This is a genomic window from Streptosporangium amethystogenes (genome assembly GCF_000721075.1).
Taxonomy (GTDB): Bacteria; Actinomycetota; Actinomycetes; order Streptosporangiales; family Streptosporangiaceae; genus Streptosporangium; species Streptosporangium amethystogenes.
Genome location: NZ_JOEQ01000027.1, coordinates 110369 through 126757, shown reverse-complemented (window position 1 = coordinate 126757; position 16389 = coordinate 110369). Strand labels below are relative to the sequence as shown.

The 16389-nt window shown below is 68.6% G+C and carries 10 protein-coding genes; 7 read left to right on the top strand and 3 right to left on the bottom strand.

Annotated features, from left to right (window positions below; genetic code table 11):
- Positions 1-55: 55 nt before the first annotated feature.
- Both IG98_RS0131290 and IG98_RS0131285 read left to right on the top strand, forming a co-directional pair.
- Positions 56-1414 (top strand): FAD-binding oxidoreductase, encoded by a 1359-nt coding sequence (locus IG98_RS0131290; protein WP_030920345.1) that lies wholly within the window; start codon positions 56-58, stop codon positions 1412-1414.
- 14 nt (positions 1415-1428) lie between these two features.
- Complete coding sequence (locus IG98_RS0131285; protein ID WP_030920342.1) at positions 1429-2688, top strand: SAM-dependent methyltransferase; 1260 nt, start codon at positions 1429-1431, stop codon at positions 2686-2688.
- A 302-nt stretch (positions 2689-2990) separates the two neighbouring features.
- On the opposite strand, the gene IG98_RS0131280 is transcribed toward IG98_RS0131285, so the two are convergent.
- Entirely contained in the window at positions 2991-4523 is a 1533-nt protein-coding gene (locus IG98_RS0131280) for a long-chain-fatty-acid--CoA ligase (protein ID WP_030920339.1), read from the bottom strand.
- Between the two features lie 166 nt (positions 4524-4689).
- On the opposite strand from IG98_RS0131280, the gene IG98_RS0131275 reads away from it, so the two are divergent.
- The 4 genes from IG98_RS0131275 to IG98_RS0131260 all read left to right on the top strand — a co-directional run bounded on the left by IG98_RS0131275 (position 4690) and on the right by IG98_RS0131260 (position 9784).
- Complete coding sequence (locus tag IG98_RS0131275; RefSeq protein ID WP_245651793.1) at positions 4690-6252, top strand: GMC family oxidoreductase; 1563 nt, start codon at positions 4690-4692, stop codon at positions 6250-6252.
- 71 nt (positions 6253-6323) lie between these two features.
- Positions 6324-7580, top strand: coding sequence for a cytochrome P450 (locus tag IG98_RS0131270; RefSeq protein WP_030920333.1), 1257 nt, complete (start codon positions 6324-6326; stop codon positions 7578-7580).
- A gap of 70 nt (positions 7581-7650) precedes the next feature.
- Positions 7651-8499 carry an alpha/beta fold hydrolase gene (locus IG98_RS0131265; RefSeq protein WP_030920330.1) on the top strand — a complete coding sequence of 283 codons (849 nt, stop codon included), beginning with the start codon at positions 7651-7653 and terminating at the stop codon, positions 8497-8499.
- A 52-nt stretch (positions 8500-8551) separates the two neighbouring features.
- Positions 8552-9784, top strand: a complete 1233-nt coding sequence (locus tag IG98_RS0131260; protein WP_030920327.1) for a cytochrome P450 — start codon at positions 8552-8554, stop codon at positions 9782-9784.
- 108 nt (positions 9785-9892) lie between these two features.
- Here the strand turns inward: IG98_RS0131260 and IG98_RS0131255 are convergent, their stop codons facing one another.
- Positions 9893-11089, bottom strand: a complete 1197-nt coding sequence (locus tag IG98_RS0131255; RefSeq protein ID WP_157594615.1) for a hypothetical protein — start codon at positions 11087-11089, stop codon at positions 9893-9895.
- Positions 11090-12465: 1376 nt separating this feature from the next.
- Here IG98_RS0131255 and leuS point away from each other — a divergent pair.
- Positions 12466-14937, top strand: coding sequence for a leucine--tRNA ligase (leuS, locus tag IG98_RS0131250; RefSeq protein WP_030920320.1), 2472 nt, complete (start codon positions 12466-12468; stop codon positions 14935-14937).
- A gap of 205 nt (positions 14938-15142) precedes the next feature.
- Here leuS and lexA read toward each other — a convergent pair whose 3' ends face one another.
- The gene (gene lexA / locus IG98_RS0131245) at positions 15143-15853 is read right to left on the bottom strand and encodes a transcriptional repressor LexA (protein ID WP_030920317.1); all 711 of its coding nucleotides are present in this window, start codon (positions 15851-15853) and stop codon (positions 15143-15145) included.
- Positions 15854-16389 lie beyond the last annotated feature (536 nt).

The window sequence follows — 16389 nt, the reverse complement described above, 5'->3', positions numbered from 1 at the left end:
GTGCCTAGGGGCGATCTTTCCAACGATGGTCATGGGGGTGATTACCGTGCGACAGATGACAGAAATGTCGGCGCACCGGCAAGCGGTGGAGCAGATCAGGGATTCCTACGCCGCCATTCCCGGCGACGCGGTGCCCCGGCTCTCCAAGGCCACCACGAACCTGTTCCGCTTCAGAGAGGGCGCCCGGTCGGCGAAGCTTTCCGCCAGGGACCTGGACCAGGTCATCGCGGTCGATCCGGAGACGATGACCGCCGAGGTCCAGGGGATGACCACCTACGAGCACCTGGTGGACGCCACACTCGCCCACGGGCTCATGCCGTACGTGGTGCCGCAGCTGAAGACCATCACACTGGGCGGGGCGGTGACGGGACTCGGCATCGAGTCCACCAGTTTCAGGGACGGGCTGCCGCACGAGTCGGTGGAGGAGCTGGAGGTCCTCACCGGCGACGGACGGATCGTCGTGGCCCGTGACGACAACGAGCACCGCGACCTGTTCCGGGCGTTCCCCAACTCCTACGGCACGCTTGGCTACGCCCTGCGGATCCGGATCAAGCTCAAGCCCGTCCAGCCGTACGTCAGGCTGACCCACATCCCGTTCGGGGACGCCGACAAGTGCATGCTCGCGATGCGCGAGATCTGTGACAGCGGCGAGTACGAGGGCGAGCGCGTCGACTTCGTGGACGGCACGTTCTTCGGTCCGGGTGAGCTCTACATCACCGTGGGACGCTTCGCCGAGCGTGCTCCGTACCTGTCCGACTACACCGGGATGCGCATCTACTACCGGTCGATCCAGACCAGGACCCGCGACTGGCTGACCGTCCGCGACTACCTGTGGCGCTGGGACACCGACTGGTTCTGGTGCTCGCGCGCCTTCGGTGTGCAGACCGCGCTGGTGCGTTCCCTGATGCCGCGTAAGTGGATGCGCTCGGACGTCTACCGCAAGCTCGTGGGCCTTGACCGCAAGTACGGGGTGATCGCCAGGATCGACCGCTGGCGTGACCTGCCGGTGCAGGAGTCGGTCATCCAGGACATCGAGGTGCCCGTCGAGCGCGGTGCCGAGTTCCTGAGCTTCTTCCATGACAAGGTCGGGATGGCGCCGGTCTGGATGTGCCCGCTGAGGTCCGAGGGCGAGTGGCCGCTCTATCCGCTGGAGCCCGGCCGGCTGTACGTCAACTTCGGCTTCTGGGGAACGGTCCCGTTGCCCAGGGGGCAGTTCGACGGTTACCACAACCGTCTCATCGAGAACCGGGTCCACGAACTGGACGGCCATAAATCGCTGTACTCCACCTCGTTCTACCCAGAGGATGAATTCTGGCGGTTTTATAACGGAACCGCCTACTGGCCGGTCAAGCGGGCATACGACGGGGGTGGCCGGTTGCTCGACCTCTACGACAAGTGTGTGCGGGGGCGTTAAGAGAGGTTGATTCTGTGTTGCTCGCAGAGATCTTCGAAAAGGTGATGGGCCCCGAGGCAGATGTGCGCTTCGTTGCCTACGACGGAAGTAAGGCGGGATCGGCCAGCGCCGACATCAGCGTCGAGGTGAAGACCCCGGCGGCCGTCGCGTACCTGGCACAGGCTCCCGGGGAGCTCGGACTGGCCAGGGCGTACGTGTCCGGCCACCTCGACGTCCAGGGAGACATGTACACGCTGCTCTCCCGGATGTGGTCGCTCACGGTCAACGACCTCCCGGTCGGGCAGAAGCTCGCGGCCATCCGAGCCCTCGGAGTCCGCCCGCTGCTCACCCGGATGCCGCCGCCTCCGCAGGAGGTGCGGCGCAGCATGCTCGCCCGGATGGGCAGCAGACACGCCAAGCAGCGCGACGCCGAGGCGATCCACCACCACTACGACGTCTCCAACAAGTTCTACTCGTGGGTGCTCGGCCCGTCCATGGCCTACACCTGCGCGGTCTTCCCCGAGCAGGAGTCCACCCTGGAGGAGGCGCAGCACGCCAAGTTCGAGCTGGTCGCCCGGAAGCTCGGCCTGAAGCCGGGGATGAGGCTGCTGGACGTCGGCTGCGGCTGGGGCGGCATGGTCATCCACGCCGCCCGTGAGTACGGGGTGAAGGCGCTGGGCGTCACCCTCTCGCGCCAGCAGGCCGAGTGGGCGCAGAAGGCCATCGCGGAGGCCGGTCTCGGCGAGCTCGCCGAGGTCCGGCACATGGACTATCGCGACGTACCGGAGACGGGCTTCGACGCCGTCAGCTCTATCGGCCTGACCGAGCACATCGGCAAGGAGCAACTGCCCTTCTACTTCCGCTTCCTGTACGACAAGCTCGTCCCCGGCGGGCGGCTGCTCAACCACTGCATCACCCGGCCGACGGGCACCGAGAAGACCCTCAACGCCGGCGGCTTCATCAATCGCTACGTCTTCCCCGACGGGGAGCTGGAGTCGGTCGGCTACCTGGCCCGTCAGATCGAGGACACCGGTTTCGAGATCCGGCATGAGGAGAACCTGCGTGAGCACTACGCGCAGACCCTCCGCTACTGGTGCGCCAACCTCGACGAGCACTGGGACGAGGCGGTCGCCGAGGTAGGGGAGGGCACGGCGCGGGTCTGGCGTCTCTACATGGCGGCCTGCGTGGTCGGCTTCGAACGCAACAAGATCCAGCTCCACCAGGTCCTCGGGGTGAAGCTCAACGCCGACGGCACGGCCGGCGTCCCGCTCCGCCCCTCGCTCGACTGGCCCTGATCTCCGGGACACACGCTCACGCGGGACCCCGCGCGGGAGACGCTCATATGGGATGTTCCTATACGAGAATCCGCGCGGGCCCTCACGCGGACGCGTTCACACCGGACCGTACGGCCCTTGCCGCGGACACCTCGCGGCAAGGGCCGTACACCGGCAACACCGGTTGGCCGGCCACGCGGCTGGGCGAGTTCGGGGTCTACCCGGACTGACACCTTGGGGCCGGGTTCCGGGAGGCACGTCGCGTGCCTCCCGGAACCCGGCCCCGTCGCCGTGGCCTCACCGGCCAGGCTGGTGCGGACCGCTCAACGGAGCTCGCGCTTGAGGATCTTGCCTGTCGCGGTCATCGGCAGCGCGTCACGGAACTCGATGATCCGCGGATACTTGTACGCGGCCATGTTCTCCTTACCCCAGGCGATGAGCTCGTCCTCGGTGATCGTCGCGCCGGGGGTGCGGATGACGTACGCCTTGACCTCCTCGCCGTGCGAGTCGTGGGCGACTCCGACCACCGCGGCGAGGGAGACCTCCGGATGGGTGATCAGGACCTCTTCGAGCTCGCGCGGGTAGACGTTGAAGCCACCCCGGATGATCATGTCCTTGGCTCGGTCGACGATGGCGTAGTAACCGTCCGCGTCGCGGGTGGCGATGTCGCCGGTGCGGAACCAGCCGTCCCTCATGACCTCGGCGGTCGCCTCGGGCCGGTTGTAGTAGCCCTTCATCACGTTGTGGCCGCGGATCGCGATCTCGCCGGGGCCCTGGCCCTCGACCGTCTTCCAGTCGCCGTCCACCAGTTTCATCTCCACACCCCAGATCGGCGTGCCGATCGTGCCGGGCTTGGTGGGCCTGCCCAACTGGTTGAAGCTGGCCACCGGGGAGGTCTCCGACAGGCCGTACCCCTCCAGGATCCCGATCCCGAAGGTCTTCTCGAAGTCCCTGAGCACCTCGACGGGTGAGGACGCGCCGCCGGCCACCGCGACCTTGAGCGAGGTGGGCACCTCGTCGCCCTCGGCGTGGATCTTCGTCAGCATGGCCCAGTACATGGTCGGCACGCCCGCGAACAGCGTGATGTTCTCGGTGCGCATCAGCTCCAGGGCGGGCCCCGGTTCGAAGCGCGGCACGAGCACGATGGTCGCCTGGCGCCGGAATCCGGCGTTCATGATGACGGTCTGCCCGAAGGAGTGGAAGAGCGGCAGTACCGCCAGGTAGGCGTCGCCGCTCTCGGTGCGGGGGAACATCTCATCGGAGACCATGGCGTTGAGCAGCATGTTCTGATGGCTGAGCTCGGCGCCCTTGGGCTGGCCGGTGGTGCCGCTGGTGTAGAGGATCACGGCGGTGTCGTCGGGTGCGGTCTGCACGGTCTCGAACTCGCCGGACACGCCGTCGAGCGCCGCCCAGAGCGTCTCGCCGTACTCGGACTCGGTGGCGAACGCGGCGGCGGGCAGCACGAAGAAGTGCTCCGCCGACGACCCCTCGAAGCCCGCCCTGCCCCGCTCGCCGAGCGGCAACTCGGGAGTGCCCTCGAAGCAGAACAGCGCCTTGGCCTGGGAGTCGTCCAGGTGGTAGGCGATCTCCCTGGACTGCAGCAGCACGTTGAGCGGCACGACCGTGGCGCCGGTCTTGAGGATGCCGTAGTAGACGAAGGGGAAGTACGGCAGGTTGGGACAGGCCAGCGCGACCTTGTCGCCCTTACCGACGCCCCTGGAGACCAGTAGGTTGGCAACCTGGTTCGCGACGGTGTTGACCAGGGAGTACGGCAGCCGCAGATCACCAAAGACCAGTGCGGTGCGGTCGGGGTTCTCCCGGGCGCTGTCCTCCAGTGCGATCGACAGGTTGAGCATCGTGCGTCCTCCTCCGAGCGAGCTCTGACTCGCTCATACTGGCAGCCCTCAGATACCTACTGGTAGGTAACTTTGATTACAAATTGACGGGCAAACCATGGGGGAGTAAGTAGATAAGAGCCCGCTTACGGGGAGGCGAGCTGACCGTCTGTACGAGGAGGGGTCAGTGAGCGTGGAGTACGACTATGTCATCGTGGGCGCGGGGTCGGCGGGGTGCGTGCTGGCCAACCGTCTCTCCGCGGATCCGGGCACGAGGGTCGCCCTCATCGAGGCGGGCGGTTCCGACAAGAGGCTTGAGGTCCGGATGCCGGCCGGCTTCGCCAAGCTGTTCAAGACCGAACACGACTGGAACTTCACCACCGCCAAGCAGCCCGAGCTCTCCGGCAGGGAGCTCTACTGGCCGCGCGGCCGGATGCTCGGCGGTTCCTCCTCGATGAACGCCCAGATGTGGGTACGCGGGCACCGCGCGGACTACGACGGCTGGGGCGTGCCCGGCTGGTCCTACGACGAGGTCCTGCCCTACTTCCGCCGGACCGAGCGCCGCGCCGGCTCCAACCGGGGCGGTGTGTACGGCACGGAGGGCCCGATTCACATCTCGGAGCTGCGCTCCCCGAACCGCGCCACCGCGCTCTTCCTGCGGGCCTGTGAGGAGTTGGGCATCGCCCGCCTGGAGGAGCTCAACGGCCCCTCCAACGAGGGCTGCTCGCCGACGCCCGTCACCCAGCACCGGGGGCGCCGCTGGAGCTCCGCCGACGCCTATCTCGGACCCGCGGCCAAGCGGCCCAACCTCACGGTGCTGACCTCCTCGCAGGTGAGCCGGGTGCTCATCGAGGGCGGGCGTGCGATCGGGGTGGAGTACGGCGGCGGTGACGGTGGAGGCACCGTGGTCCGGGCGCGCGGGGAGGTCGTGCTGTCGGCGGGGGCGATCGGTTCCCCGCACCTGCTGATGCTGTCGGGCCTCGGCCCGGCCGACGAGCTGCGGGCCGCCGGGGTCGAGCTGGTCCACGAACTGCCCGAGGTCGGTGCCAACCTCCAGGACCACCTGGCCTCGGGCGTCGTCCTGCACTGCCCCGAGCCGATCACGCTCGCCGGCGCCGAGTCGGCGGGCAACCTGCTCCGCTTCCTGGTCGGCCGCCGGGGCATGCTCACCTCCAACGTCGGCGAGGCCGTGGCGTTCATCCGCTCCTCTCCCGAGGAGCACGCCCCGGACATCGAGCTGATCTTCGCCCCGGGCCCCTTCGTCAACCACGGCCTCACCCCGCCGCCCGGCCACGGCCTGACCATCGCCTCGATCCTGCTCCAGCCCGAGAGCCGCGGCCGCGTCTCGCTGGACGGCCGCGACGTCGTGATCGATCCCGGCTACCTGACGGCGGAGGCCGACGTCCGGCGGCAGGTGGCCGGACTGCGGAAGGCCGGGGAACTGTTCGCCACCGAGGCGCTCCGGCCGCTCGCGGGACCCCCGATGGACCCGTACTGGGGGGCGAGGAGCACCGAGGAGCTCGTCCGCTGGATCCGCGAGCGTAGCGAGACCCTCTACCACCCGGTCGGCACCTGCCGGATGGGTGAGGATCCTGAGTCGGTGGTGGACCCCGCCCTGAGGGTCCGCGGGGTCGCGGGACTGAGGGTGGTCGACGCCTCGGTGATGCCGGTCATCAACCGGGGACACACTCACGCGCCCACCGTCATGATCGCGGAAAGGGCCGCCGACCTCATCGCCGCAGCTCGTTAAGCCGTATATGTGGACAAATTGTGTTATGACTCACACTTGACGTAAGTAACTACTTGCATAAATCTAGGGCAATGACCGTGAACATGGCGGATGTCGACCTGTCAGAGATTCCGTTCTGGGGGCTTTCCCAGCGGGAGCGCATGGAGGCGTTCCGACGTCTCCGCGCGCTGGACCGGCCGGTGTTCACGAAGGAGAACAAGATCCCCTTCATTGGGCACGGGGCCGGTTACTACGCCCTGGTGCGGCACGCCGACGTCTCCGAGGCCAGCAGGAACGCCGGGGTGTTCAGCAGTGAGCCGACCGCCAACAGCATCGCGGACATGCCCCGCTGGCTGGCGGTGTATTTCGGTTCGATGATCAATATGGACGACCCCCGGCACGCCAGACTCCGTCGCATCGTCTCCAGGGCCTTCACCCCCAGGGTCCTGGCGAAGATGGAGGAGGATCTACAGCGGGCGGCGACCCGGATCGTGGACGAGGCGATCGTCGAGGGGCCGGGCGACTTCGTCACCCAGGTGGCCGCCCGGCTGCCCGTCGAGGTCATCTGCGACATGATGGGCATCCCCCCGGAGTTCCATCACCGGGTCCTGCGCGCGACCAACATCATCCTGGGCAACGCCGACTCCGAGTACACCGGAATCAATCCCGAGCTGAACCGCTGGAACGTGGCCCGGGGTCTGGTCAAACTGCTGGCGGCCGGGCGCGAGCTGAACAGGCTGGCGGCCAGGCTCGGCCGCGAGCGCCGGGGCGCCTCCACCGGCGACCTGACCAGCATGCTGGTCAACGGCGACGAGCACCTCACCCCGCAGGAGCTCGGCTCGTTCTTCATCCTGCTGGTGGTCGCCGGAAGCGAGACCACCCGCAACGCCATCTCGCACGGCCTCAAGCTGCTCACCGACAATCCCGAGCAGCGCGAACTACTCGTCGGCGACTTCGAAAAGCACATTCCCGGTACGGTGGAGGAGATCATCCGCTACTCCACCCCGGTCATCCAGTTCCGCCGTACGGTCACTCGCGACCACGAGATGAACGGGCAGCGGTACCGCAAGGGCGACAAGGTCCTGCTCTTCTACAACTCCGCCAACCGCGACGAGAGCGTCTTCACCGACCCCGACGCCTTCGACATCACCCGCCACCCCAACCCGCACGTGGGCTTCGGCGGCCCCGGCCCCCACTACTGCCTGGGGGCCCACCTGGCCCGCCGCGAGATCACGGTGATGTTCCGCGAGCTGTTCACCCGTCTGCCCGAGATCCGGTCGGCCGGTGAGCCCTCCTATCTGCTCTCCAACTTCATCAACGGGGTCAAGCACCTGTCGTACACGACCTGACCGCCGGCGCCGGGCGAGGGGTTGGGGCGATCGCCGCCGCGTCGGCCAAGCGAATGCTAGGTTCCGCCTCATGGACATCAGCACCGTCACCGCCAACGGCGTCGAGTTCGCGTACCTGTCGGCAGGGGAGGGGCCGCTCGCACTCTGCCTGCACGGGTTCCCCGACACCGCGCACACCTGGCGGCATCTGATACCCGAGCTCGCCGGGCATGGCTACCGCGCGGTCGCGCCGTTCATGCGCGGCTACGCGCCCACCTCGATCCCCGCCGACGGCGCCTACGAGGGCGGGGCGCTGGTCGCCGACGCCTGCGCGCTGCACGAGGCGCTCGGCGGCGACGGCGACGCCGTGCTCATCGGTCACGACTGGGGCGCCTTCCCCGTCTACGGCGCCACCGCCTTCGCCCCCGAGCGCTGGCGCAGGGCGGTTGCGATGGCGGTGCCCCCGATGGGCGCGATGCTGGCCGCCTTCTTCGACTACGAGCAGCTCAAGCGGTCGTTCTACATCTTCCTCTGCCAGACCGGGCTCGCCGAGGCCGCCATGTCGCGGGACGGGTTCATCGAGGGGTTGTGGCGCGACTGGTCGCCGGGTTACGACGCGGCCGAGGACATCGCGTTCGTACGGCGTGCTCTGGGCTCCCCGGAGAATCTCGCCGCCGCGATCGGCTACTACCGGGCGATGCTCGGCACGGTGGCACCCACCGGTCGCTACGCCGCCGAGCAGTCCGCGACCGGCGGGCAGGTTCCGATCCTCTACCTGCACGGGGTTCGTGACGGCTGCCTGGGGATAGGGCAGGTCGATCAGGCCGCGGCCTTCCTTCCGCAGGGTTCCAGGGTGGAGCATGTTCTCCAGGCAGGTCACTTCCTGCATCTGGAACGGCCCAGGGAAGTCAACGACATCGTTCTCGACTGGTTGCGCTGAGGATCCTGTGGCAGGATCGGTAAAACCGAATGGGATTCTAGTGGAGGTTGGCGTGACGGTTTCACTCGCGGACATCGACCTGTCGGACATCGCTTTCTGGGAGCGTCCGATGGCCGAACGGGAGGCCGCCTTCGCGCTGCTCCGCGCGCAGCCGGGCCCGATCCTGTTCGCCGAGCCCGAGATTCCCTTCCTGCCGCCCGGCCCCGGCTCCTACGCCCTGGTCCGGCACGCGGACATCACCGAGGCCAGCCGTCACCCCGAGATCTTCTCCTCGGGCCGGGGGGCGACGTCCATCCAGGACCTCGGTCCCGACTTCAACGAGTACTTCGGCTCGATGATCAACATGGACGACCCCCGGCACGCGCGGCTGCGCCGGATCGTCGCCCGGTCGTTCACCCCGAAGATGATCAAGAAGTTCGAGGCGGACGTCGACGCGGCCGCCGCGCGGATCGTGGACGAGCTGATCGCCGCCGGACCCGGCTGCGACTTCGTGACCGAGGTGGCCGCCAAGCTGCCTCTGAAGATCATCTGCGATCTGATGGGCATCGGACCCGAGCACTACCAGGAGGTCTTCGACGCCACGAACATCATCCTGTCGGGCGGCGACCCCGAGTTCATCGCTGACATCAGCCGCGTGGCGGAGTTGCTCCTCGGTACGGGCCAACGGCTCCAGGAACTCGTCGTCTCCCTGGCCGCCGAGGGCGGGGACAACCTCACCACCTCCCTGACCAGTGCCAACATCGACGGCGAGAAGCTGACGATGCAGGAGTTGGGCTCGTTCTTCATCCTGCTGGTGGTGGCGGGCAACGAGACCACCCGCAACGCCATCTCGCACGGCCTGCACCTGTTCACCGAGAACCCCGACCAGCGCGCCCTGCTGCTGGAGGACATCGACGGGCGCCTGCCCGGTGCGGTGGAGGAGATCGTCCGTCTCGCCTCGCCCGTCACCTGGATGCGCCGCAGCCTCACCCGCGACCACGAGATGAACGGCCACCTCTACCGCGAGGGGGAGAAGGTCCTGCTCTACTACTGGGCCGCCAACCGCGACGAGAGCGTCTTCACCGACCCGCACCGCTTCGACATCCTGCGCACCGAGGGTCCGCACGTCGGTTTCGGCGGCCCCGGGCCGCACTTCTGCCTCGGTGCCCACCTGGCCCGCCGCGAGATCACCGTGATGTTCCGCGAGCTGTTCACCCGCCTGCCCACGATCCGCTCGATCGGTGAGCCCGACCGCCTGCGATCCAGCTTCATCAACGGGATCAAGCACCTCGACTGTGACTTCTGACGCCCTGCCGGTGGTGATCGGCGAAACGAGACCACCAGCAGGACGGGGACGACTCCGGCCCCGGTCAGAACATGGAGCGCGCCCGCTGGGCCGTTCGGGCCGGCGAGGTCACCGCCCCGGCACGCGGATCGACTTGAAGACCGTGTTGATGTCGGGGAGCAGTTCCTTCTTGCTGTCCGGCACCGACATGTAGACGATCGCCGGCAGGTCGGCGCCGGTGCTCACGGCCGCCACGACCATGGTCGTCTTCGAACCGCCCGAGGTGATCTCGTACGCGGCGAGCTGGCCGGGCAGGCCGTTCACGGACAGGGTCTGCTGGGCGGTCTTGCGGGCGGTGTTGTCCTCGGGGAAGAACCGCTTGCGGCCGCTGGAGGCCACCGCGTTGATCACCGGGGCGAGGTTTTCCGGGGAGGTGTACCTGCTCTTCAAACGAGGTGAGAGCGGGCCCGACATCAGCTGCGCGAACTGGGTCTTGCCCGTGGAGTCCGTACCGGCGGGGAGGTACTGGCGGGTTGTGAAGCCGTAGGTGGTGGGCACGCTGGGGCGCTGGTCCTGCCGCCATGGGGCACCGAGCTGGGCCAGGGTGATCCCCGCGGGCTGGTCGGTGAGCGTACCGGCCACCGGCGAGGGATCGCCGGTGAATCGCGGCAGACGACCGATGGCGGCGGGCTTGGCGGTCTTCTGGGGAGTCGCCGAGGGCTTGGGTTCGGTGATCTCCTCCTCCGCGGAGGCCAGCGGCCCGGCCAGGAACGCCCAGAGCACCGCGCCGACCAGCGCGATGATCACAGATCCGGCCAGCGCGAAGATCCAGACCGGCCGACCCCGCTCCTCGAACTCGTCCTCGTCCTCCATGGCCTGGTAGTTGTCGCCGAAGACCGTGTTCCACAGCTCCTGCTGGCGCTCGGGCGGAGGGGTCTTCGGACCGCTGATCTGGCCGGCGGTGACGAACGGCTTGTTCGGGTCGGAGGGGTCGCGGCTCAGGTGATGGCCGGGCTGCCCCGGATGCGCGGGCTGTCCCGGCTGGGGCTGTGGCGGTTGGGGGCCGGCTCCGGGGTGAACGGGAGTTCCCTGCGAGGGGGCCTGGGAGGCCGCCGCCGCGTTCGCCGCGGCCATGGCCCACATGGCGGGATTGTCCGGCACGCCGTAACTGCGCCGCGCGTTTCCGGCGCCCCCGTCAGGGGAGGTGGCGGGAACGGTGCCTGCGGGGGCGTCGCCGAAATGGGCGGCGGGGCCCTCCGTGGGAGGGCCGGCCCAGGAGGAGGGGAACGTCGACGTCTGTGCCTCGGTGAAACCCTGGTTTCCCATGGGGGGAGCGGGTGGCCAGGTGGCGCCGGACGCCGGAGGGGTGGGCGGCCACACGCTGTTCTCCATTGGCTGAGCCGGAGGGCGGCCGGAGGCGTCGCGCGCTGGCGTGGCCTGCCACGCCTCCCCCCCGCCGGGAACCTGCTGTCCGCGCGCATCCCCCTGCGGGCCTGACGGATGCGTCCGGCCGTCGTGCTGCGGGTTGGATGCCTGCGCCCAGCCGTCGTGCGAGGGTGCGGTGGCCTGTGCCCAGCCGTTGCCGCCCGGGGAGGCCTGGCCCAGCGGGTCGGACTGGGGAGCGGGGACGGATTGTGGCCACTCGTTGGCCGGGGAGGACGGATTGCGGTCGTCTGCGCCGCCCTGTGGGCCGGACGTCTGTGACCAGCCGCCGCCCTGTGACGGGGTGGGCTGCGGCCACCCGTTGCCGGGGGAGGTCTGGCGCGGGTCGTCGGCGCCGCCCTGCGGGGCCGGTTCTGGGGAGCCGAGGCTTGTGCCCAGCTGTCGTTCTGCGGGGCCGAGGCCTGTGCCCAGCCGTTGCTCTGTGGGTTGGAGGCCTTTGCCCAGCTGTCGTTCTGTGGGGTGGAGGCCTGTGCCCAGCCGCCGCCGGGGGAGGTCTGGCCGGGCGAACCGGCCTGTGGATCGGAGGCGCGCTGCCCCCCACCGGGCGAGGTCTGCCAGGAGGCGTTGCCGCTCTGTGGCTCCTCCTGCGGGCGAGGGAGCTGGGGACCGGTGCCGAGAGGATCGTTCGTCCACGAGTGTGACGGTTCGGCAGCCTCCGGCCATACCGGAGGCAGGTGGGACTGGCTGGACTGCTCCGAGGCCATGCTTTCCTTACCTCCCGCGTGGGTGCCCGAATTAGGCGTATTGGGCATGATCTCACGTGAGACGGGGGGGCTCGCAGGGAAACTGGAGAACGCCCCTCTGAACTGGAGTCCTGTTGGGTCGGTCGGGGGGTCCTGCATGGGCAGGCCGACCTCCAACGGATCCGGGCCCCGCCCCGGCTCTACTGAATGTGCCACGGTGAAAAGAGTAAACGCGAAGGACGTACGAGGTCACAACAGGTGTATAGCCATCGGGTCTCGTTCGCTCCGGCGAATGCGGAAATCCTCATTCTGCCGACCTGCTCGGACGGCTGTCTCCCGTTTGCCGTGATCGGGTCTGTTTCCCCAGGCCACGAATACGCCTTGCGGGCTGCGATAGTCTTGCTCTATGCGTGCCGCGACCCTGCTTATCGGGCCGCATCGGCCTCCCCGCCCCTGAGCGCCCTGCCGATGCGGCCGCCCTCCGCGTGAGCGGGGGGTTTTTGCATTGGGCCAGGCGGGTCAGACCATCCACGCAGCCATACCCGAGGGAAAATCGACGTGAGCGAGCGAGCCGACATGCAGAGCGACGAGCAGCACTATGACCCGCAGGCCCTGCAGGTCAAGTGGCAGCGCAGGTGGGAGGAACTGGACCCCTTCCGGGCCTCCGACGACCCCGCCGACCCGCGTGAGCGGCGCTACATGCTCGACATGTTCTCCTACCCCTCGGGCGACCTGCACATGGGGCACGCCGAGGTGTTCGCCCTGGGCGACGTCATCTCCCGCTACTGGGTCCAGCGTGGCTACAACGTGCTGCACCCCGTCGGCTGGGACTCCTTCGGCCTGCCCGCCGAGAACGCCGCGATCAAGCACAACGCGCACCCGGCGGAGTGGACCTACGCCAACATCGAGACCCAGGCCAACTCCTACAGGCGCTACGCGATCTCCTTCGACTGGTCCCGCCGCCTGCACACCAGCGACACCTCGTACTACAAATGGACCCAGTGGCTGTTCAACCGCTTCTTCGAGCGCGACCTGGCCTACCGCAAGGGCGGCCTGGTCAACTGGTGCCCGAACGACCAGACCGTGCTGGCCAACGAGCAGGTCAAGGACGGCAGGTGCGAGCGCTGCGGCGCCGAGGTCGTCCGCCGCGAGCTGACCCAGTGGTATTTCAAGATCACTGATTACGCCGACCGGCTGCTGGACGACATGGCCCTGCTGGAGGGCGGCTGGTCCGAGCGCGTGCTGACCATGCAGCGCAACTGGATCGGCCGATCCGAGGGCGCCGACGTCGACTTCGTGATCGAGGGCCGTGACGAGCCGGTCACCGTCTACACCACCCGTCCCGACACCCTGTACGGCGCCACCTTCTTCGTGGTCGCTCCGGACGCACCGCTGGCCGAGGAGATCGTCACCGACGACCGGCGCGAGGCGTTCGAGGCGTACCGGGTCGAGGTGTCCAAGCTGTCCGACATCGACCGGCTGTCCACCGAGAAGGAGAAGACCGGCGTCTTCCTGGGCCGCTACGCGATCAACCCGGTCAACGGTGAGCGCATGCCGGTCTGGGCGGCCGACTACGTGCTGTCCGACTACGGTCATGGCGCGATCATGGCCGTGCCCGCGCATGACCAGCGCGACCTGGACTTCGCCCGCGCCTTCGACCTGCCGGTACGGGTCGTCGTGCACACCGGCCTGGCCGACCCCGGTGAGACCGGCATCGCCACCGCCGGCGACGGTGCGATGGTCAACTCCGGCCCGCTGGACGGCCTGACCAAGGCCGACGCGATCCGGAAGATCATCGAGGTGCTGAGTGAGCGGGGCACCGGCCGCTTCACGGTCAACTTCCGGCTGCGCGACTGGCTGCTGTCCCGCCAGCGCTTCTGGGGCTGCCCGATCCCGATCATCCACTGCGTCGACTGTGGCGAGGTCCCCGTCCCCGACGACCAGCTGCCCGTCACCCTGCCCGACATGCGCGGCGAGGCCCTGGCGCCCAAGGGCGTCTCCCCGCTGGCCTCGGCCGAGGACTGGGTCAACGTCTCCTGCCCCAAGTGCGGCGGCCCGGCCAGGCGCGACACCGACACGATGGACACCTTCGTCGACTCCTCGTGGTACTTCCTGCGCTACGTCGACCCCTCCTACGAGGACGGCCCGTTCGACGTCGAGCGCGTCCGCAGATGGGGCCCGATCGACCAGTACATCGGCGGCGTCGAGCACGCCGTGCTGCACCTGCTGTACGCCAGGTTCTTCACCAAGGTCCTGCACGACATGGGCATGGTCGACTTCGTCGAGCCCTTCACCCGCCTGCTGAACCAGGGGCAGGTCATCAACCAGGGCAAGGCGATGTCCAAGTCGCTGGGCAACGGTGTCGACCTGGGTAAGCAGATCGACGCCTACGGTGTCGACGCGGTCAGGCTGACCGTCGTCTTCGCCGGTCCTCCCGAGGACGACATCGACTGGGCCGACGTCTCGCCGGCCGCGTCCCAGAAGTTCCTGGCCCGGGCGTTCCGGGTGATGGCCGAGGCTGGGGCGGCCTCCGCTCCCGGCGTCGACTCCACAGGTGGTGACCTGAACCTGCGCAAGGTCGTGCATCGTACGATCGACGAGGTCACCAGGCTGGTCGAATCGCACCGCTTCAATGTCGCGGTGGCCCGGATGATGGAGCTGACGAGCGCGACCCGCAAGGCCATCGACTCCGGGCCCGGCGCCGCCGACCCCGCGGTCAGGGAAGCCGCGGAGACGCTGGCGGTCATGCTCTCCCTGGTCGCGCCGTACGCGGCCGAGGAGGGCTGGGAGCGGCTGGGACACAGCGGCTCGGTCGCACACGCGGGCTGGCCGGCGGCGGACCCGGCGCTGCTGGTCCAGGACTCCGTCACCTGTGTCGTCCAGATCGCGGGCAAGGTACGCGACCGGCTGGAGGTCTCTCCGGAGATCTCCGAGGCGGACCTGGAGGCGCTGGCGCTGGCGTCGGAGAAGGTCCAGGCGTTCCTCCCCGGCGGCGCGCCGCGTAAGGTCATCGTGCGCGCGCCCAAGCTGGTCAACATCGTCCCGTAGACGTTCGAGAGGGGCGCCCGTCCGGCGGGTGCCCCGAACGTTCACGGGTGGACCGGGGTCCGGCTCATCCGGGTCGGGCACTGCCGTCTGCTCGTCGTACCGTCACCTGAGAAAACGCCGGGCGACCGGCACCCCTACGTCGGGGTGCCGGTCGCCCGGCGTGTCGTGCTTGGGCATATGGCCCGGAGGGGTGAAGGCGCGTGCCTCAGAGCTTGCGGAGGACCGCCACGACCTTGCCGAGCACGGTGGCCTCGTCACCCGGGATCGGGTCGTAGTTGGGGTTGTGCGGGACCAGCCAGACGTGGCCGTCCCTGCGCTTGAAGGTCTTGACCGTGGCCTCGCCGTCGATCATCGCCGCGACCACGTCACCGTTGTCGGCCACCGGCTGCTGGCGTACGACCACCCAGTCGCCGTTGGCGATGGCGGCCTCGATCATCGAGTCTCCGGTCACCTGGAGGAGGAAGAGCGTGCCCTCGCCGACGAGTTGCTTGGGCAGGGCGAAGACATCCTCGATGCTCTCCTCGGCGAGGATCGGGCCACCGGCGGCGATCCGGCCGACAAGTGGCACGTAGGTTGCGGTGGGGCGGCTGACCGGGGTCTCGTCCTCGCCGGAGTCGGGATCCACCCACAGCACGGGCTCGCCGGGAAGGCGGACCTCCAGAGCACGGGGGCGGTGCGGGTCACGCCGTAGGTAGCCCTTGCGCTGCAAAGCCGTCAACTGGTGCGACACGCTGGAGGTGCTGGTGAGTTGCACCGCCTCACCGATCTCCCGCATGGACGGCGGATAACCGCGCTGCTGCACGGAGTCGCGGATCACCTCAAGGATCTTCCGCTGCCTGGGGGTGAGGCCAAGGGAGTCACGCCTTCGCACCGCCAGGTCGCTGGCGGCCGAACCGTTCTCGTTGTGCTGGCTCATACGAACTCCTCGCCTCCCGGTCTGTATCTGATGTGTCGCACACAGCGACCATACAATGGCCGAAGATCATATTCAAACAATTGTTCGAATGTCCTCGATATCGGCGACGCCGTGGTGTACAACATCGTACGGGAGTTCGATCGACATCGTGTTCGATTCACCGATCTTTCTTCGACATGTGTTCGGCCAGGTCGAGGGGATGGGGGCCACCGTGAAACCGACCGCGACGACACCACGATCCATGGCCGTGCCGAGATCCCGGACCGCGCGGCGATCGCCGGGGGCACCGCTGCTTCGCCTTGTGCCGCCGCCGAGATCGGAGTCCGCTCCCGCACCGGAATCCGGCAGGGGGACCGGGGCGGGGCGGAGTCCGGAAGGCGGAAGGGGGCCGGGGCGGCCCGGACGTGAGCGGGTGGCCGGGCGGCCGCGGGAGCCGGAGGCCGGGTGCGAGCCGAGGCCGGGACTCGGGCGTGGAGTGAGGCGGGGGCAGGGGCCTCGGCAGGGGTTTGGGCGCGGGGCGCCGGAGCGGGCGCCTG